Origin of the sequence: Phenylobacterium sp., assembly GCF_030680185.1 — a bacterium.
Taxonomy (GTDB): domain Bacteria; phylum Pseudomonadota; class Alphaproteobacteria; order Caulobacterales; family Caulobacteraceae; genus Phenylobacterium.
Genome location: NZ_JAUXVZ010000030.1, coordinates 45,903 through 63,590, shown reverse-complemented (window position 1 = coordinate 63,590; position 17,688 = coordinate 45,903). Strand labels below are relative to the sequence as shown.

Here is a 17,688-nt window from a genome sequence, read left to right as displayed (position 1 = left end):
AATCTCCAGATCAGTAGGTGAAGCGGATGCCGGCCATCCAGCGGGCGCCGATCTGTTCGACTTCCGTCGGGAACTGCTCGGAGCCCTCATAGGCGACATAGACTTCGTCGGTGAGGTTGTTGGCGTCGAGGAAGAGGCTGAGGCGGTCGTTGACAGCGTAGCGCAGGGACAGGTCCAGGCTTTCGGTGGCCGCCCGGAACTCGCCCGAGCCCAGGCCGCCGATGGTGTCCTGCCAGTCGTCGCGCCACTGGTAGCTGAGGCGGGCCGACAGGCCATACTTCTCGTAGAAGACCGAGGTGTTGAGGATCCGCTCCGAGGTGCCGGGGAACTGCTCGGTGCGGCCGTCCTGGGTTTCGAAATCGCCCTTCAGGAAGGTGACATTGCCCTGGAAGCCCAGGCCGCTCCAGGCGCCGGGCAGGAACTCGAACTGCTGCAGATAGGCCAGCTCCAGGCCATAGAGCTTGCCGCGGCCGCCATTGAGGGTGGTGGTGTAGTCATAGCCCGTCCGGTCGACCCCGGTGGCGTCGAAGCGGTCGTCGGTGACTTTGGAGACCGCGTCGTAGAGCACATTGTCCACCGACCGGTAGAAGGCGCTGACCGAGGCCAGGCCCGCGCCGGTCAGATAGCGCTCATAGGCGCCATCGAGACCGATGGTGCGTTCCGGCTCCAGGGTCGGGTTGCCGCCGGTGACGCTGCGGCCGATGTCGTTGATCGAGGCGCCGGCGCGGACCGTGCCGAAGGACGGGCGGGCGATGCCGGTCGAGAGCGCCACGCGAAGGACGGTGTCGGCGTCCAGGTCGTACTTCACATTGATGCTGGGGAAGATCGAGGTGTCTTCGTTCTCATAGGCCGCCGGCGTGGTGGCGGTTCCCACGGTCACGAACCCGTCGATGGTCTGTTCGAACCGCTCGACCCGGGCGCCGGCGACGATCTGGGCCGCGCCGATCTCCCACTTGGCCGAACCATAGGCCGACAGGAGCTTTTCGGTGATTTCGTAGCGGCCATCGGGGGCGTTGTTGGCCGCAGGATTGTAGAGGCCGGCGGCTTCCAGCCGGTCGAGCAGGGCCATGAGGTCCTGCCGCATGGCCTTGTTGTCCACATAGTTCACGTCGAACCCGCGGGCGAAGCCGCTGGTCCACCGCTGGTCCGTCACATAGTCGGCCGCGCTGAACGTGGCGCCGATCCGCGGAAGCAGGGCTGGCAGGACTAGGGTGTTGCTCTGCGACAGCAGATTGCCGCTCACCGTCCGGTCATCATACTCGGCGCCCAGACGCACGGTGACCGGCGTGGCGCCGAACATCGCGTCGCGCGCGGCGTCGATCTTGTAGACGTAGGATTCCGAGGTCACCGCGCCTTCCAGCGGGAGGGCGATGTTCACCGGGAAGGCGGTCTGGTTGAGGGCGCTCAGCGGCGCGCCGCTGGCGAACGTCCCGGCGGTCGCGCCGGGCACGGTCGTGGCCAGCGAAATCGTCGGGAACTTGGCGTCGGTCTTGTCGTAGGTCAGCGAGGCGCGCTGGAGGTTAGAGCCCTGCTGGGCGAGGATCAGCGGCAGTTCGGTGGTGTTCTCAGTCTCGGTGTAGTTGAGCCGCCATTCGACGCTCCAGTCGTTCAGCTGGTGGTCGCCGCCAATGGTGTTCAGCCAGTTGGAATTGCCGTAGTAGCCGTCATTGAAGGTGCCGCGATAGGGCACGCCCACCAGGTCGCCGCTGTCGAAACCGCGGGTCCCGCTCAGAGCCGAGCTCAGCTGGAACACGTACTGGTCGCGCTGCTCGTTGTCCTTGAACTCGGTGTAGAGGCTCTTGGCGAACAGGCGGTGATCGTCGTTCGGGCGATATTCGACGCCGAACAGGCCGCCATTGCTCTCGCGCACCAGCCGATAGCTGCGGATATCCAGGATGGTCGGACCGATGTCGTCATAGGCGAATTCGCGGTTGTCGGTGACCTGTTCGCGGCTGTAGTGCGAGCCGGCGATGATCACGCCGAACTGGTCGCCGGACCAGGAGGCGCGCGCGGCGTACTGCTCCTGCTGACCGCCGCCCAGGTTCATCTCGCCCAGGCCCACATCGCCGGTGAGGGCGAAGCCCGCCTTGTCGAAGGGGGAGAAGGTCCGCAGGTTCACCCGCGCGACGATGGCCTCGGCCGTCATGTCCGGCGTCAGCGACTTGTTGACCTCGAGCGCGCTGAGGATCACCGCCGGCACGGCGTCGAAGCGGAAGGCGCGCTGGCCGCCGCCTTCATCCACCCCGATGGCGTTGATCCCGTCGATGGAGACGCTGGTCCAACGGTTCGGCGCGCCGCGCACCTGGATGTAGCGTTCCTGGCCCTGGTCGCGCTGGACGGCGACCGAGGGAATGCGGGCCAGGGCCGCGGCGGAATTCTGATCTGGAAACTGGCCGACCGTGTCGGCGGCGATGACGCTGACCAAGTTATCGGCGTTGCGCTGCTCGGCGATGGCCGCCCGCTGGCTGCCGACGATTGAGCCGGTGACGATCAATTCGTCCACCTGTGCGTCCTGCGCCTGAGCCAGGCCAGCCCAGAGGACCGTGCCGCCCATCAGGGTCGATGCGAAGAGAATGTGTTTGCGAGTCACGAGGTTGCCCCACCCGAGAAAATGTGGCGCTCACCTATCAGTTCGAACGAACGTACAGCTTGAAGGTCCTGTGAAACTTTCGCGAACAATCGTTGATGGAGCCACGAAAGCGGCCTTTAAGCCCGTGCCGCGCGGCGGACCGGGGCTGGCGTCAGGACTCAACTAGAACGATTGTACAGGGCTGGCGGTGATCGCGAACGGCGCTATGCTGGCGCCCATGCAGTCCAACGCCGCCTCGTTTTCCGCCCGTGATCGGCTGATCGCCACGGCTTCCGAATTGCTCGCCACGGGAGGCCTGCGCAGCGTTACGGCGCGCGCTCTGGCTGAGCTGACCGGGCAGAGCGCCTCGGCGGTCAACTATCACTTCGCCGGTCGGGAAGGCCTGCTGGCGGCCACCTTCGAAGCCGCCGCCACGCAGGCGGCGGAATACCGCGGGGCATGGGCGAGCAGTTTGGCCGCGGCGCCGCCGCGTGAGGCCTTCTCCGGCTGGTACGCCGCCGTCATCCTGCAGCGGGTCGCCGCCGCGCCGGCCTTTCTGGTCCTTCGTGAAATGCGGCACGACGCGGCGCGGTCGTCGGCCCATCGGGGGCTGGCTCGGCGGGAGCTGGAGGCGTCAGACGCCTTCTGGCGGCAGGCGGTGGCGGCCTTCCAGCTGCCGCCCGGCGCCGCAGAAGCCTGCGCCGACTTCGCCGAGGCGATCCTGGGCATTCATGGCGGCGCGCCGGACTATCCCGATCAGACCGCCTGGCTGATCGAAACCGTCCACCGCCACTGTGCCCGACTGGGCGGGGCGCGGGGGCCGACGCGGGGATGGGACGGCTGGCGTCAGCTCGCCCGCGCCCGGTCGGGCCTGGCCGAACGCGCCGAGGCCAGGCTGGCCGGGGGCGCGGGGCGCATCGCCGCGGCCGCCGCCGAGGTGCTGGGGCGAGAGGGCCTGGCGGGGCTGACCCATCGGGCCGTCGCTGCGGAGGTCGGACTTTCCCTTGCGGCTGTCAGCGGCGCCTTCCCCACCCGGGCCGGCCTGGTCCGCGCCGCCTTCGATCACCTGATCGCCTCGATCCACACCGTGCGCAGCGGCGTTGTGCCCGATCCCGGCGTTCGGCGGCCCATAGCCGAACTGGCCGTGGAGATGGCCGAAGCGCTGTTCGACGCCGACGGGGCGGCGCCCCCGGGTCTGCTGGCGCTTGATGAACTGCTGACCGCGGCGATCCGGGAGCCGGACCTGCGCCGGGACGCCGAGGACCTGCGCGCTTCGCGTGGCGAAAATTCCGCGACCCTGCTCCTGCGGATGAACCATGCGACGGATCCGGTGGATGGCCTGGACGCCCATATCCTGTCCATCGTGGCCACCGGCGCCATGCGTTCGGCCTATGCCCTGGAGCCGTCGGCGCGGCGGGCCTGGCTCGCCAAGCGGCTCACAACCTCGCTCGCGGCGCTGTTCGGCTAGAGCCTGATGCGATCAGACGGGCCGTCTGATCGTTGAATCAGGCTCTAAATCCTAAGTCCTGAGCGCGTTTCGCCCCGATAACCGGTTCCCACTTATCGGAACGCGCTCCAGGCCCGGCCAAGTCAGGCGGCTAGGCTTGGCGACCCTATCCTCCGCCGGCGCCGCGCTGGAAGCTCTCGACCAGACTGCCGGCGACAAGTCGCCAACCGTCCACCAGGACGAAGAAGATCAGTTTGAACGGCAGCGAGATGACCACAGGCGGCAGCATCATCATGCCCATGCTCATCAGCACGCTGGCCACCACCAGGTCGATGACCAGGAAGGGCACAAACAGCAGGAAGCCGATCTCGAAGGCCCGTTTCAGCTCCGAGATCATGAAGGCCGGGGTGACGATGCGCAGGGGCAGGTCGGCGACCGTCGCCGGCTGCTCGATCTCCGACAGGCGCACGAACAGGGCCAGGTCTTCGCGATCGACCTGGGAGAGCATGAAGGTCTTCACCGGCGCGCCGGCGGCCTCAAAGGCCTGGGGCAGCTCCATCTCCTGGTCGAGCAGGGGGCGGATGCCGTCCTCGTAGGAGCGCTCGAAGGTGGGCGCCATGATGATGGCGCTGAGGAACAGGGCCAGGCTGATGATCACCGCATTGGGCGGGCTCTGCTGAAGGCCAAGGGCGGTGCGCAGCAGCGACAGCACGACCACGATCCGTACGAACGAGGTGGTCATGATGACGATAGACGGCGCCAGCGACAGCACGGTCAACAGGCCGACCAGCTGCACCACCCGCTCGGTCAGGCCCGCGCCGGTTCCGAGGTCGATGTTCAGCGCCTGGGCGTGGGCCAGGGTGGGACCCAGCATGCTGACCAGGGTGACCAGCACGGCGAGGCCGGCGGCGCGGCGCCAGTCGGCGGTGGGCAGGGCGGTCAGGCTGCGAAGAAATGCGCGCATCAGGCGTCGGCCTTGGGTTTGGGCTTGGAGGCCTTGCGGCGGACGGACGTGGGCGTCGCCGCGACCGCGGCGGGGCTGACCGGCTGCGATGTCAGAACCTGACCCTCGCCCAGCAGCAGGAGCTTTTCGTCCCCGTCGCAGGACACCAGGACCAGGCGACGGCTGGGGTCGAGCACCAGGGTCTCCACCACCGCCAGCCGGCGTTCGGCGCGGTGGGGGGCGAGGCGGCTCATGACGTCGGGGCCAAAACGGCGCATGGCCACGGCGGCCAGGCCGATGAGGCCGACCGTGATGGCGAGAGCGAAGACCGCCCGGGCGAAACTGGCGAAATCCATGGGCGTACCTGTCCGGCGCACGGGCGTCGGTCTGGCCCTGGTTTGCCGCAGACACTCTTAAGGAGCGATTAACCCTGTTTATTCACCATGTTGGGTATGAACCTGGCCGACATCCCCCTGTTCTCGATGCTGCGTGGCCGTATGGGCCATCTGGGCGAGCGCCAGCGGCTGATCGCCCAGAACGTCGCCAACTCCGAGACGCCCGGCTACCAGCCCCAGGATGTGAAGGCCTACAGCTTCCAGGCCCAGGTCCGCGGCGTGCAGATGGCCCAGGCCGGCGCGCCCGCCCGCACCCAGGCTGCGCATCTCAGCGGCACGGTCAATCGCACGGCGGCCTCGGCGACCTTCAAGTCGATCCGCACCAAGGATTCCGAGACCACGCTCGACGGCAATTCGGTGGTTCTGGAAGAAGAGATGATGAAGATGTCGGAGGCGCGCATGGCCTATGACGCCGCCGTCGGCTTCTACCAGAAATCCCTCAATCTGCTGCGCACCGCAGCCCGCCCGCCCGGGCGCTGATCTGCGGAGGATGACCGATCATGGCTGAGATCAAAACCACCCAGGGCGCGGCCCAGGCGATCGCCGCGACAGCGCTGCGGGCGCATCAGGCGCGGATGCGGGTCATCGCCGAGAACCTGGCCAACGCCAACTCCACCTCCCGCGAGGCCGGCGGCGATCCCTATCGCCGGCAGGTGCCCGTGTTCGAGCCCAGCCGCATCGATGCCGGCCAGGGGGTGCGGATGGCCAAGGTCCAGGCCGATCCCAGCGCATTCCGCACCGAGTACGAGCCGGGCCACCCTTCGGCCGACGCCGCGGGCTATGTGAAGCTGCCCAACGTCAACACCCTGGTGGAGGCGATGGACATGCGCGAGGCCCAGCGGGCCTACGAGGCCAACCTCAATGTGATCGAGACCGCGCGCGCCATGGAGATGCGCGTCCTCGATCTGCTCAAGCGCTAAGGACGGACGCTAGGCCATGATGACCCCGCTCGCCGCCGCCAAGGCCTATGCCGCCACCCAAGGCGCCGCGCTCCCCTCCGTGGGCGGAGGCGCAGCGACCGGCGGGACCGACTTCGGCGCCATGCTGAAGAACGTCATGGAAGAGAGCGTGCAGACCTCGCGCACCGCCGAGACCCAGATGGCCGCCCACGTCCAGGGCAAGGCCCAGCTGGTCGACGTGGTCACCGCCATCTCCGCCGCCGAGGCGAGCCTGGAAACCGTGATGGCTGTCCGCGATCAGGTGATTTCCGCCTATCAGGAAATCATGCGGATGCCGATCTGACATAGCCATAGCGCCTGAGGCTTGGCCTGCCGCCGGCCGCCAGATAGGCGCTCTTGCGCTGCGCCAGGCCGTCGCCGGCCAGGGCTGCGACCTCGTCCTGCCCCACCCCATAGAGCCGGGCGTTGTTGCCGCCGAAGACGGCGGTCTTCACCGGCCCATCGGCGGCGCCCAGCTCGGCGAAGCCGTGGGCGCGTCGCATGTCCTCAGGAATCTCCAGCCGGCGCAGGCCTTCGATCTGCCACTGGGGCGAGCCGGTCCAGACGGCGTCGGTCCCCCAGCACACGTGGTCGGTGCCCAGGCCGCGGATCAGAATCCCCATCAGGGCGGCGCACACCCGCGGCTCGGCGACCATGGTCTGGGCGAAGACCTGGCCAAGGTCGGCATAGACGTTGTCCACGCCGTATTTTTCCGGGATTTCCGCCAAGTCGCTCACCCAGTCCAGGCGGCCGGTCTGTTCGAACTGGGCCAGGGCCTTGGCCGGGTCCCCCAGGCGATAGGCCGAGTGGTAGATGACGAAGGTGAGGTCGGGCCAGTCCTTGGCCGCCTTGCCCACGTCGCGCACGTCGGCGAAGGGCGCCAGGTGCGGGAACTGCGCCTCGACCTCGGTCGAGAACAGTCCCTTGTGGACGCAGACGATCTTGGACCCCGCCGCGGCCATCTTCTCATAGCCCTTGTAGGCCACGGCCTCGTCGTCCATCCGCCAGGGATAGCGGCTGGTGGCCTTGTGGGTGTTGTCGCCGACCGTGTAGCCCTTGAGGGAGTCCGGGCGCAGTTCCAGGGCCGCGTCCAGGTCATCCAGCCATCCCGGCGCGCCCGGCGTGAAGATGGCGTGGGTGAACAGGCGCCGGCCGCCCGCCTCGGCGTTCACCCGCTCGCGGGCCTTGGCCATCTGGCTGTTGGTCAGGAACCAGTCTTCAGGAATGTCCGAGGGCGCGCTGGAGATCAGGGCGGCCTTGGTGTCGCTGTCGAGGAAGACCTCCTTGATGTAGTTGTCGAACTTCAGGTCCTCGAGGGACTGAGGCTTGCCCGAAAGGTCCGGGTTCCAGCCCTGGCGGCCCACGGCTTCGCGCATCCGCACAAATCCAGTCAGCCGGGTGTCGTCCCGCAGGAAGTGGGTGTGCATGTCCATGATGAACTGGCCGCGCAGGGCGTCGGATCGCGCCTGGGCCATGTCGGGCGTCGCGGCCTCGGCCCGGCTGGCGGAGAAGACCGGTCCATAGACGTCGTTCAGCGCCACGAAGGCGGCCGCCATGCCAGCCGAGGTCTGGAAGAAGCGGCGGCGGCTCAGGCCCTGATGGCGGGAGAGATCGGCCCCCATCTCCATCAGCCGCGCCTGCACCTCGCGCTGGCGGGGCGTCTGGGCCTGGGGCGCATATTCATCGCTGGCGACCATCTGGACCGGGATCGGCGTGCGCGGCGAGGCGGCCTCCGCCGGCTCGAGCCCCGCCTTGTCGTCGTCACTGAGAAAGCCCAACGGCGTCATCCCTCACTATGCGGTCGGTCGAGCCTAGCCTCTGAGCGGCGGCTTGTGGGACACATGCCGGTGAAGCCCGGCGTCGTCGGGGGAGCCCAAGGACGGTGAGCGTGTTAGGTCTGGCGCATGGCTGAACCCCGCATCGCGCTGGCGCGCGTCACCAAGACCTATGGCGCGCATGTCGCCCTGTCCGAGGCGAGCCTCACGGTTGAGGCCGGAGAGTTTGTCGCCCTGGTGGGCGCTTCTGGCTCGGGCAAGACCACCCTGCTCAAAACCATCAACGGCCTGATCGCGCCGGACGCCGGCGAGGTGCGGATCGAGGGCGAGGCGGTCGGGGCTCTGGCGCCGCACATTTTGCGCCGGCGCATCGGCTACGTCTTTCAGGAAGTCGGCCTCTTCCCCCACCTGACGGTGGCCGAGAATATCGCCATCACGCCCAAGCTGCTGGGCTGGGACAAGGCCCGTCGCGCCGCCCGGGCCGCCGAACTGCTCGATCTGGTGGCCCTGCCGCGGGAGATGGGGAGCCGGTTCCCCGCCGCCCTGTCAGGCGGGCAGCAGCAGCGGGTCGGCGTGGCCCGCGCCCTGGCGGCGGAGCCGCACATCGTCCTGATGGACGAGCCCTTCGGGGCGCTTGATCCGCTGACCCGCGACGCGCTGGGCGAGGACTATCGCGCCCTGCATGAGCGCCTGAACCTGGCCACGGTCATGGTCACGCACGACATGACCGAGGCGCTGCTGCTGGCCGACCGCATCGTGGTGGTGGCGCAGGGCCGCCTGATCGCCGACGGGACGCCGCAGGCGCTCGCGGCCTCGACCGAGCCCGAGGTCGCCGCCCTGCTGGCCGCCCCGCGCCGGCAGGCCGAGCGGCTTCGCGCCCGCCTGGGAGAAACCGCATGAGCTCGCAGGTCGAGGCGGCCTTCGCCCGCCTGCCGGAATATCTCGCCTGGCACGTCCTGCTCAGCGCCTCGGCGCTGGGGCTTGGCCTGTTGATCAGCCTGCCGCTGGCCGTGGCCGCCAGCCGCAACCGCCATATCCGCTGGCCGGTGCTGGCCGGCGCCAGCCTGATCCAGACCATTCCCAGCCTCGCCCTGCTGGCGCTCTTCTTCCCGCTGCTGCTGGTGATCTCCGCGGCGAGCGAGGACCTGATCGGTCACGGCTTCTCCGCGCTCGGCTTCCTGCCGGCCCTCCTGGCGCTCACCCTCTATTCGATGCTGCCCATTGTGCGGAATGGGACCACCGGCATCCTCTCGGTAAGTCCGGCCATCATCCAGGCGGCCGAGGGCGTTGGCATGACGCCTCGCCAGCGGCTGTTCCAGGTGGAGCTGCCCCTGGCGGCGCCGGTCATCATGGCCGGGGTGCGGACCGCGGCGGTCTGGACCATCGGGGCGGCCACGCTCTCGACGCCGGTCGGTCAGACCAGCCTGGGCAACTACATTTTCTCAGGCCTGCAGACCGAGAACTGGGTGCTGGTGTTGTTCGGCTGCGCAGCCTCAGCCCTGCTGGCCATGGTCACCGACCAGCTGCTGGGGCTGATCGAGGCCGGCGCCGCCAAGCGGGACGTCAGGCGCGCGGCGATCGGCGCGGCGGGCATTCTGATCGGCGTGATCGTCGCCCTGACGCCGCTGATCAGTTTCGGCAAGCCCGCCAGCTATGTGGTCGGCGCCAAGAACTTTTCCGAGCAGTACATCCTGGCCGAGATGATCGCCGAGCGGATCGAGGACCTGGGCGGTGAGGCGCGGATGAAGGAGGACCTGGGTTCCGCCATCGCCTACCGCGCCTTGGCCTCGGGCGAGATCGACGTCTATGTCGACTATTCCGGCACGCTCTGGGCCAATGTCCTGAACCGGGAAGACAATCCCGGGCGCGAGGCGGTGCTGGAGGAACTGACGAAGGAACTCGCCGAGCGGGACGGCGTCCTGGTGCTGGGTTCGCTGGGCTTCGAGAACGCCTATGCGCTGGCCATGCGCCAGGATCGCGCCGCCGAACTGGGGATCGAAAGCCTGGATGATCTGGCGCGGCGCTCGGCCAGCCTGACCATGGGCGGCGACCTGGAATTCTTCGCAAGGCCCGAGTGGACGGCGATCAATGAGGCCTATGGCTTCGACTTCCGGGCGCGCCGCTCCTACCAGCCCACCTTCATGTTCCGGGCCGTCACGTCAGGGGATGTGGACGTGATCTCGGCCTTCTCCAGCGATGGCCGCATCGCCGCCGACAATCTGGTCACCCTGGCCGACCCTCGCCAGGCCCTGCCGCCCTATGACGCCGTGGTGCTGATCGCGCCAGACAGGGTGAACGACGCCCGGCTGTTGGCGGCCCTGCGGCCGATGATCGGGAGCATTCCGGTGGAGGAGATGCGCGACGCCAACTACAGCGTCGACCGCGACGCCGACAAGCTGCGTCCCGTCGAGGCCGCCCGGGCCTTGACCCGCAAGCTGGGCCTCGACTGATCGCGCCTGAACGTCGAAATTCAGCGCTGGTTGTCGGAGCTCGGCGGCGGCGCCAGCAGGCGCGCGCCCTCGGGCGTAATGTCCCAGCCCTGGCGGCTGCGGACCGCAAGACCCAGTTCCTCCAGGACCTGGGCGTCGCTGATATTCACAAAGGGCACGTCGCCGCCCGCCTTCTTGCGGCTGAGGTTCCTGAGCGCGTGAAGTTGGCCCTCGGTCAGATCACTCATGGGCGGATCAGCGCGTGCTGCGGCGGTCGTTCAGCAGGACCCGGGGGGCCTGCTGTGGCGTATTGACCGGGCCGGTAGAGCGGGGATCGGTCAGATCCCGGCGCGCTGGCGCCTGCAGGCGCGACTCGTAGATTTTCATGGAAGGCGGCCTTTCGGGCCTGGGCTGCGGTGGGTCCGCAGACGCTGGCCTTCATCCTAGCACGAGGAGGCGGCCTTGTCGGAAACCAAGTGCGCACCTGCGGCCAGACGCTCCTGGCCGGTGAACACCTCGAACCCGTCCCGGCGCGCCACGCCGATCAGGGTCATGCCCGCCGCCTTGGCCGTGCGGATGGCCAGGGCGGTCGGGGCCGAGACGGCGATGATCGCCTGGGCGCCGATGACCGCGGCCTTCTGCACCATTTCGACAGAGACCCGGCTGGTCAGCACCACGGCGCCCGGCGGGGCCTGCGTGGGGGCCATGGCCAGGGCGCCGGCGAGCTTGTCCAGCGCATTGTGACGGCCGACATCTTCGCGCACGGCGAGGTAGCCGCCCGCGGGGCTCCACCAGCCTGCGGCGTGCACGGCTCGCGTCAGGTCGCCGAGGCTCTGGAGTTGGGGCAGCGCCTCCAGCGCGGCGTGGATGTCCTGGGGAGACAGGGTCAGGCCGCTGGCCACCATGGGCGGCGCGCGCAGAGCCTGGGCGAGGCTGTCGACGCCGCAGAGGCCGCAGCCGGTAGGGCCAGCTTGGCGCCGCCGCCGCGCCGCCGCCGCCGCCGAACTGCGGGGCTTGAGCCACATCCGAACCTCGATCCCGTCCTCGGCGGCGATCACCTCCATGTCGCGCACGTCGGAGGGGTCGGCGATGATCCCTTCGGTGAGGCTGAAGCCCAGGCCAAAGTCCGTAAGATCTGACGGCGTGGCCATCATGACCGCCGTCGTGGAGGCGTCGTGAACGATGGCCACGGCGGTCTCTTCGGGCACTTCGCGCGGGGTGAGGGCGCTGGCCTCGCCCCGGAAGCGCAGGGAACTTGTGCGCACGGCGTCTGAGACGTCCGGCAAGTCTGGACTGCGCAACATTGTGAACTCTCCCCAAGGGGCGGGGGCGCCGCACAGGCGAACCCGATGGCGACTGCGCCGTTAGCATCCCAACCCCTGCTGTACGCGGAGACCCCATGACCCGTTCCAAGCCCCGCACCTTTGGCCAGGTGAAGATCGATCCCTACAAGGGTCCGGCCGGCGGCTGGGGCTCCATGGTCGGCATGGCCAAGGTGATCGGGGCGGAGGGCGACCTGCCGGTTCGCCAGCTGATGCGGCAGAACAAGCCCGACGGCTTCATGTGCGTCAGCTGCGCCTGGGCCAAGCCCGCCAAGCCGCACCCGGCGGAGTTCTGCGAGAACGGGGCCAAGGCGACCATCTGGGACCTGACGCCGCGCCGGGCCACCCTTGCCTTCTTTGCCCGCCATACCGTGACCGAGCTCCGGGACTGGACCGATTATGATCTCGAGCAGGCCGGCCGGCTGACAGAGCCCCTGCGGTATGATGCGGCCACCGACCGCTATGTGCCCTGCGACTGGCAAGACGCGTTCGACGCCATCGGCGCCGAGCTGAAACGCCTGGAGCCCACCTCGGCGGTCTTCTACGCCTCGGGCCGGGCGTCGCTGGAGACGTCCTACATGTACGCCCTGATGGCGCGCATGTACGGCAGCCAGAACCTGCCCGACAGCTCCAACATGTGCCACGAATCCACGTCGGTGGGGCTGACCCAGAGCATCGGCGCCCCGGTGGGCACGGTGATCCTGGACGACTTCGACAAGACCGACTTCTTCTTCTTTTTCGGCCAGAACGTCGGCTCCAACAGCCCCCGGATGCTGCACGACCTGCAGAAGGCGGTGCGGCGCGGGGCGACCATCGTCACCTTCAATCCTTTGCGCGAGCGAGGCCTGGAGGCGTTCCGCAACCCGCAGTCACCGTTCCAGATGCTGACGCCCGACGTCACCGAGATCAGCGCGCAGTACCATCAGGTGAAGACCGGCGGCGATCTCGCGGCCATCACCGGCCTCTGCAAATGGCTGATCGAGGCCGATGACATGGCGCGCGCAGCGGGCAATCCGGCCCTGCTGGATCACGACTTCATCGGCCAGTACACCCAGGGTTTCGATGCCTTCGCCGACTTCTGCCGCCAAGCCGACTGGGCCGATATCGAGCGGGAGTCGGGGCTGTCGCTCGCCGCTCTGGCGGGCGCGGCGCGGGCCTATGCCGAAAGCTCGGCGGCCATCGGCGTCTATGGCATGGGCCTGACCCAGCAGCGGCTCGGCGTCGAGAACGTCAACATGGTCTGCAACCTTATGCTGCTGCGGGGCAATGTGGGGCGGCCGGGCGCAGGCCTCTGCCCGGTGCGCGGCCATTCCAACGTCCAAGGCCAGCGGACGGTGGGGATCACCGAGAAGCCCGAGCTGGCCCCGCTGGACAAGCTCGCCGAGCAGTATGGCTTCGAGCCGCCGCGGGAAAAGGGCATGACTACAGTGGAGGTGTGCGAGGGCGTCATGGATGGCACCGTGCGGGCCTTCGTCGGCCTGGGCGGCAACTTCCTGCGCGCCGTGCCCGACAGCCCGCGGGTGGAGGCGGCCTGGACGGGGCTCGACCTCACCGTCCAGATCGCCACCAAGCTCAATCGCAGCCATCTGGTGAACGGCAGGGTCGCCTATCTGCTGCCCTGCCTGAGCCGGATCGAAGAAGACGTGCAGGCGACAGGTCCGCAGACCGTCTCGATGGAGGATTCCACCAGCTGCATCCACGCTTCGGACGGCACGCATCCGCCGGCCAGCCCCCACCTGAGGTCCGAGCCGGCCATCGTGGCCGGGATCGCCAAGGCCCTGCTGACGCCCAACCCCAATGTGGACTGGGACGCCTGGACCGCCGATTACGGGAAGGTCAGAGACGCCATCGAGGTCACCTATCCGGACAAGTTCGCCGACTTCAACGGCCGCTTCCGCCAGCCGGGCGGCTTCCACCGGGGCCATCCGGCGCGGGAGCGGGACTTCAGCGGCATGGAGGGCGGCCGGGCGAAGTTCATCGTGCCGTCCAGCCTTTCGGCGGTGGGCTTCGCCGATCAGGCCGACCTCTTCCGGCTGATGACCCTGCGGTCCAACGACCAGTTCAACACCACGGTTTATGGCTATGACGACCGCTTCCGCGGGATCCAGGGGACGCGGGACGTGGTGCTGATCAACGCCGCGGACATGGCGCGGCTGTCCCTCACCGAGGGCCAGGTGGTGACCCTGGTCACCGATAGCGACGACGGGATCGACCGGCGCAAGGGCGGCCTGCGGGTGACGGCCTATGACATTCCGCCCGGCTGCCTGGGCGCCTATTATCCGGAGTGCAACGTGCTGGCGCCGGTGGCCCACCATTCCAAACAGGCCCTGACGCCCGCGGTGAAGGGCATTCCGGTGCGGATCGTGGCTTAGCCGGACGGCCGATTAGGCGAGGCGGGCGGGAGCCTAAGCTTGGCCTTTGCGTTTCTCAAACTCGGTGGCGGCCGGTCGTCGCAATCTGGCGACTGTACCTGCGGGCCCTGGCCCGCGCAGAACGGAAGAGACCCATGGCGATCACACGCAAGGAAGAAGCCCGCGCCCTGAGCGGCGACGAACAGGAACTGGTCGATCGCACCCATCATCCTGAGATCCAGGAAACCTCGGACGAGGACCTGCGCGACCTGATCCGTCTGGTGCGCGAGCGGCGCAACAAGGCCCGCGACATGGCCCATCAGCGTCGGCGCGAGATGCGCGGCAAGGGCGAGCCCCGGGGCGCGTCGGCCTCGGCCAAGGACGACGGCTCCAAGGCCAAGCTGGCGGTGCTGGCCATGGCCCTGCGCCGGGCCAATGGCGAGGCCGAGCGTCGCCGCAAGATGGCCGCCCGGGTGGAGATGACGCAGAACGCCCAGCGCGCCCTGCAGATGAAGCGCGAGGCCAAGGACTCCGCCGCCCCCAACAGCCGTCACGCCCACCAGGGGATGCGCAAGGCTGTCAGCCAGCGCCGCGAGGATCTGATGCGGCCCATGGAGCGGGGCCGTCAGCGCAAGGCCGGCGCCGTGGCCCAGGCCCGCCGCGACGCGCGCTAACGCCGCTATGGCCGGGGCGGGGTCTCGCGGCTAGCTTCGGCCCATGCCTGAGTCCCCGCCCCACATCCTCGTCACCGGCGCCACCCGCGGCATCGGCGCAGCCGTCGTCCAGGCCCTGAGCGCCCGCGGCGCCCAGGTGCTGGGCCACGGCACGACGGCAGCCCCCGGAATCCTGGCCGCCGATCTCGGTGAGGCCGGGGCCGGCGACCGGCTGTGGGCGGCGGCGCTCGAGGTGCTGGACGGCCGGATCGACGTGCTGATCAACAATGCCGGCGTGTTCGAGGCCATTCCCGTGGATGCGCCGGACGAGGCCTGGCAGGCCAGCTGGTCCCGCACGCTGCAGATCAACCTGCAGGCCAGCGCCGATCTCTGCCGTCGCATGGTGCTGCACGCCAAGGACCGCGAGCCGGACGCCGGAGGCCTTCGCGGCCGGATCGTCAATGTGGCCAGCCGGGCGGCCTATCGCGGGGATTCGCCGGCCCACTGGCACTATGCGGCCCCCAAGGCCGGCATGGTGGCCATGACCAAGTCCATCGCCCGTGGCTATGCCGGTCAAGGGATCGCCGCCTTCGCCATCTGCCCCGGCTATGTGATGACCGGCATGGCGGAGGACTATCTGGCCAGCCGGGGCGGGGACAGGCTACTGGCCGACATCCCGCTCGGCCGGGTGGCCCAGCCGGACGAGGTGGCCAGCATCGCGACCTATCTGGCCCTGGATGCGCCGGCCTCCATGACCGGCGCGGTGCTGGACGTGAACGGCGCCAGCTTTGTCCGGTAGCGCCCGATGAGCATCGTCGCGGCCTATGTCTACAAGGACGGCGCCCGCGTGCGTGAGGCCTCGCTGAGCGCCGACGGCCTGGCGCTCGGCCCTGGCGAGTTCGTCTGGATCGGCCTCTTGGAGCCCGACGAGGCCGAGCTGCGCGCCCTGCAGGCCCGCTTCCACCTGCACCCGCTGGCGGTGGAGGATGCGCTCTCGGCCCACCAGCTGCCCAAGGTCGAGACCTATGGGGAGGAGCTGTTCGTCGTCGCCCGCACCGCCCAGATCGACGAGGGCCAGGTGATCGCCTATGGCGAGACCCACATCTTCCTGGGCGCGGGCCACATCATCACCGTCCGCCACGGCTCGGCCCGGGGGCATGTGAACCTGCGCGCCCACCTGGAGGCCTCGCCCGTCCTGCTCCGCCACGGGCCCGACTATGTGCTGCACGCCATCCTCGACTTCGTGGTCGATGGCTACACCCCCATCGTCGATCAGGCCGAAGAGGCGGTGCTGGCCATGGAGCAGCGGGCGCTGGACACCTTCCTGAGCCGGGCCGAGATCCGCGCCCTGTTCCAGCTGCGCCGTGAGCTGCTGCGCTTCGAGCGCATCCTGGGGCCGATGGAGGAGGTGGCCAGCCGGCTGGAGCGGCTGGAGTTTCCCTGCATCGACCCCGAGGTGCGGCCCTATTTCCGCGACATCCGCGACCATGTGCGGCGGGTGAACTCCCGCGTCGGCGCCCTGCGCGAGACGCTCACCTCGGTGTTCGAAGTCTCCAACCTGCTGGAGCAGCAGCGCCAGGGGGTGATCACCCGCAGGCTGGCCGCCTGGGCCGCCATCCTGGCCGTGCCGACGGCCATCGCCGGCATCTATGGAATGAACTTCGACTATCTGCCCGAGCTGCACTGGCGCTACGGCTACCCCGCCGTGCTCGCCGTCATCGCCGCGGCGTGCACAGGCCTCTATGTGGGCTTCAAGCGCTCCAAGTGGCTTTAGGGCGCAGCGCATCTGGCGGGTGGAGCCGGCCGCCGTCCCGGTGCTAAGGCCTAATCCGACGACCCCAGCGAAAGAGAGCGCCATGCAAGGCCCCACCTCCCACTTCTACTTCTCCCAGCGCCTGCGCCTGCACTATGTGGACTGGGGCAATGAGGGGGCAGAGCCCCTGCTGCTGGTGCACGGCGGCCGCGACCATTGCCGCAACTGGGACTGGGTGGCCCAGCGCCTGCGCGACCGCTACCACATCATCGCGCCCGACCTGCGCGGCCATGGCGACAGCGCCTGGTCGGTCGGCGGCGGCTATGACATGGCCTCCTACATCTACGACATCGCCCAGATCGTGCACCAGAAGGCCATGGGGCCGGTGACCATCATCTCCCACTCCATGGGGGCGGGCATCGCGCTCAATTACTGCGGCGCCTATCCTGACCAGGTGAAGAAGATCATCGCCATCGAGGGCCTGGGCCCGTCGCCGGCGGTGATGGCCGAGCAGGCCAAACGCACCGTGGACCAGCGCCTGCGCGACTGGGTCGAGGACCGCCGCAAGAACTCCGGTCGCAGCCCGCGCCGCTATGCCAGCCTGGACGACGCCGTCGCTCGCATGGCCGAGGAAAACCCCCACCTGTCGGCCGAACAGGCCCGCCACCTGACCCTGCACGGCGCCCTGCAGAACGAGGACGGCACCTATAGCTGGAAGTTCGACAACCATTCCCGCTGGGGCCTGGGCGGCCTGTCCCACGCCGACCAGCACTACCTGTGGAGCCAGATCACCTGCCCGGTCCTGCTGATGCGCGGCGAAGAATCCTGGGCCTCAGACCCGGAGGCCGATGGCCGCATCAAACACTTCCAGAACGCCCGCCTGGTCAATTTCGAAGGCGCGGGGCATTGGGTCCATCACGACCAGCTGGAGGCGTTCATGGCGGAGGTGGAGGGGTTCTTGGCGGAGTAGGGGGGGCCAGGAGCGGACTCCGGGACTGCTCCAAAAAGAAGACCTTGGCTAGGCCGATCGAACGGCCGGAGCCGACCCATTGCAACCCTCTTGTCAACTTCGGAGGCTCATTCAAATTGCAACGAGGCAGCTACTTCCACCGC

The 17,688-nt window shown here is 68.7% G+C and carries 18 protein-coding genes; 11 read left to right on the top strand and 7 right to left on the bottom strand.

Going from position 1 to position 17,688, the window contains the following annotated elements; all coding sequences use genetic code 11:
• Positions 1-10 precede the first annotated feature (10 nt).
• Positions 11-2,590: a TonB-dependent receptor gene (locus Q8L83_RS06160; RefSeq protein WP_305285438.1), complete on the bottom strand. Its 2,580-nt coding sequence runs from the start codon at positions 2,588-2,590 to the stop codon at positions 11-13.
• A gap of 217 nt (positions 2,591-2,807) precedes the next feature.
• Between Q8L83_RS06160 and Q8L83_RS06155 the strand changes: the two genes are divergently transcribed.
• Entirely contained in the window at positions 2,808-4,037 is a 1,230-nt protein-coding gene (locus Q8L83_RS06155; RefSeq protein ID WP_305285437.1) for a TetR/AcrR family transcriptional regulator, read from the top strand.
• A 145-nt stretch (positions 4,038-4,182) separates the two neighbouring features.
• Here Q8L83_RS06155 and fliP read toward each other — a convergent pair whose 3' ends face one another.
• Positions 4,183-4,980 carry a flagellar type III secretion system pore protein FliP gene (fliP, locus tag Q8L83_RS06150; protein WP_305285436.1) on the bottom strand — a complete coding sequence of 266 codons (798 nt, stop codon included), beginning with the start codon at positions 4,978-4,980 and terminating at the stop codon, positions 4,183-4,185.
• Entirely contained in the window at positions 4,980-5,315 is a 336-nt protein-coding gene (locus Q8L83_RS06145; RefSeq protein WP_305285435.1) for a flagellar biosynthetic protein FliO, read from the bottom strand. The genes fliP and Q8L83_RS06145 overlap by 1 nt, the downstream gene beginning before the upstream one ends.
• A gap of 96 nt (positions 5,316-5,411) precedes the next feature.
• Here Q8L83_RS06145 and flgB point away from each other — a divergent pair, with 96 nt between their 5' ends.
• The 3 genes from flgB to fliE are packed head-to-tail and all read left to right on the top strand — an operon-like array spanning position 5,412 to position 6,596.
• Positions 5,412-5,834 (top strand): flagellar basal body rod protein FlgB, encoded by a 423-nt coding sequence (gene flgB, locus Q8L83_RS06140; protein WP_305285577.1) that lies wholly within the window; start codon positions 5,412-5,414, stop codon positions 5,832-5,834.
• Positions 5,835-5,854: 20 nt separating this feature from the next.
• Positions 5,855-6,274 (top strand): flagellar basal body rod protein FlgC, encoded by a 420-nt coding sequence (flgC, locus tag Q8L83_RS06135; RefSeq protein ID WP_305285434.1) that lies wholly within the window; start codon positions 5,855-5,857, stop codon positions 6,272-6,274.
• 16 nt (positions 6,275-6,290) lie between these two features.
• Positions 6,291-6,596, top strand: a complete 306-nt coding sequence (fliE, locus tag Q8L83_RS06130) for a flagellar hook-basal body complex protein FliE (RefSeq protein WP_305285433.1) — start codon at positions 6,291-6,293, stop codon at positions 6,594-6,596.
• On the opposite strand, the gene Q8L83_RS06125 is transcribed toward fliE, so the two are convergent.
• Entirely contained in the window at positions 6,577-8,070 is a 1,494-nt protein-coding gene (locus Q8L83_RS06125; RefSeq protein WP_305285432.1) for an amidohydrolase family protein, read from the bottom strand. The genes fliE and Q8L83_RS06125 overlap by 20 nt on opposite strands.
• 126 nt (positions 8,071-8,196) lie before the next feature.
• On the opposite strand from Q8L83_RS06125, the gene Q8L83_RS06120 reads away from it, so the two are divergent.
• Both Q8L83_RS06120 and Q8L83_RS06115 read left to right on the top strand, forming a co-directional pair.
• Complete coding sequence (locus Q8L83_RS06120; RefSeq protein WP_305285431.1) at positions 8,197-8,967, top strand: ABC transporter ATP-binding protein; 771 nt, start codon at positions 8,197-8,199, stop codon at positions 8,965-8,967.
• A complete protein-coding gene (locus Q8L83_RS06115; protein WP_305285430.1) occupies positions 8,964-10,517 on the top strand; it encodes an ABC transporter permease/substrate-binding protein in 1,554 nt (517 codons plus the stop codon). The genes Q8L83_RS06120 and Q8L83_RS06115 overlap by 4 nt, the downstream gene beginning before the upstream one ends.
• Positions 10,518-10,537: 20 nt before the next feature.
• On the opposite strand, the gene Q8L83_RS06110 is transcribed toward Q8L83_RS06115, so the two are convergent.
• The 3 genes from Q8L83_RS06110 to fdhD are packed head-to-tail and all read right to left on the bottom strand — an operon-like array spanning position 10,538 to position 11,800.
• Positions 10,538-10,744, bottom strand: a complete 207-nt coding sequence (locus tag Q8L83_RS06110) for a hypothetical protein (protein WP_305285428.1) — start codon at positions 10,742-10,744, stop codon at positions 10,538-10,540.
• A 7-nt stretch (positions 10,745-10,751) separates the two neighbouring features.
• Positions 10,752-10,883 carry a hypothetical protein gene (locus Q8L83_RS06105; RefSeq protein WP_305285426.1) on the bottom strand — a complete coding sequence of 44 codons (132 nt, stop codon included), beginning with the start codon at positions 10,881-10,883 and terminating at the stop codon, positions 10,752-10,754.
• Between the two features lie 56 nt (positions 10,884-10,939).
• Positions 10,940-11,800, bottom strand: coding sequence for a formate dehydrogenase accessory sulfurtransferase FdhD (fdhD, locus tag Q8L83_RS06100; RefSeq protein ID WP_305285424.1), 861 nt, complete (start codon positions 11,798-11,800; stop codon positions 10,940-10,942).
• Positions 11,801-11,895: 95 nt separating this feature from the next.
• Here fdhD and Q8L83_RS06095 point away from each other — a divergent pair, with 95 nt between their 5' ends.
• The 5 genes from Q8L83_RS06095 (at position 11,896) to Q8L83_RS06075 (ending at position 17,545) form a co-directional block, all read left to right on the top strand.
• Positions 11,896-14,190 carry an FdhF/YdeP family oxidoreductase gene (locus Q8L83_RS06095; protein WP_305285422.1) on the top strand — a complete coding sequence of 765 codons (2,295 nt, stop codon included), beginning with the start codon at positions 11,896-11,898 and terminating at the stop codon, positions 14,188-14,190.
• Between the two features lie 134 nt (positions 14,191-14,324).
• Positions 14,325-14,843, top strand: coding sequence for a hypothetical protein (locus Q8L83_RS06090; RefSeq protein ID WP_305285420.1), 519 nt, complete (start codon positions 14,325-14,327; stop codon positions 14,841-14,843).
• A 43-nt stretch (positions 14,844-14,886) separates the two neighbouring features.
• Positions 14,887-15,621, top strand: a complete 735-nt coding sequence (locus Q8L83_RS06085) for an SDR family NAD(P)-dependent oxidoreductase (protein WP_305285418.1) — start codon at positions 14,887-14,889, stop codon at positions 15,619-15,621.
• A 6-nt stretch (positions 15,622-15,627) separates the two neighbouring features.
• Complete coding sequence (locus Q8L83_RS06080; protein WP_305285416.1) at positions 15,628-16,596, top strand: magnesium and cobalt transport protein CorA; 969 nt, start codon at positions 15,628-15,630, stop codon at positions 16,594-16,596.
• A gap of 82 nt (positions 16,597-16,678) precedes the next feature.
• Complete coding sequence (locus Q8L83_RS06075; RefSeq protein WP_305285414.1) at positions 16,679-17,545, top strand: alpha/beta fold hydrolase; 867 nt, start codon at positions 16,679-16,681, stop codon at positions 17,543-17,545.
• The last annotated feature ends 143 nt before the right edge of the window (positions 17,546-17,688 follow it).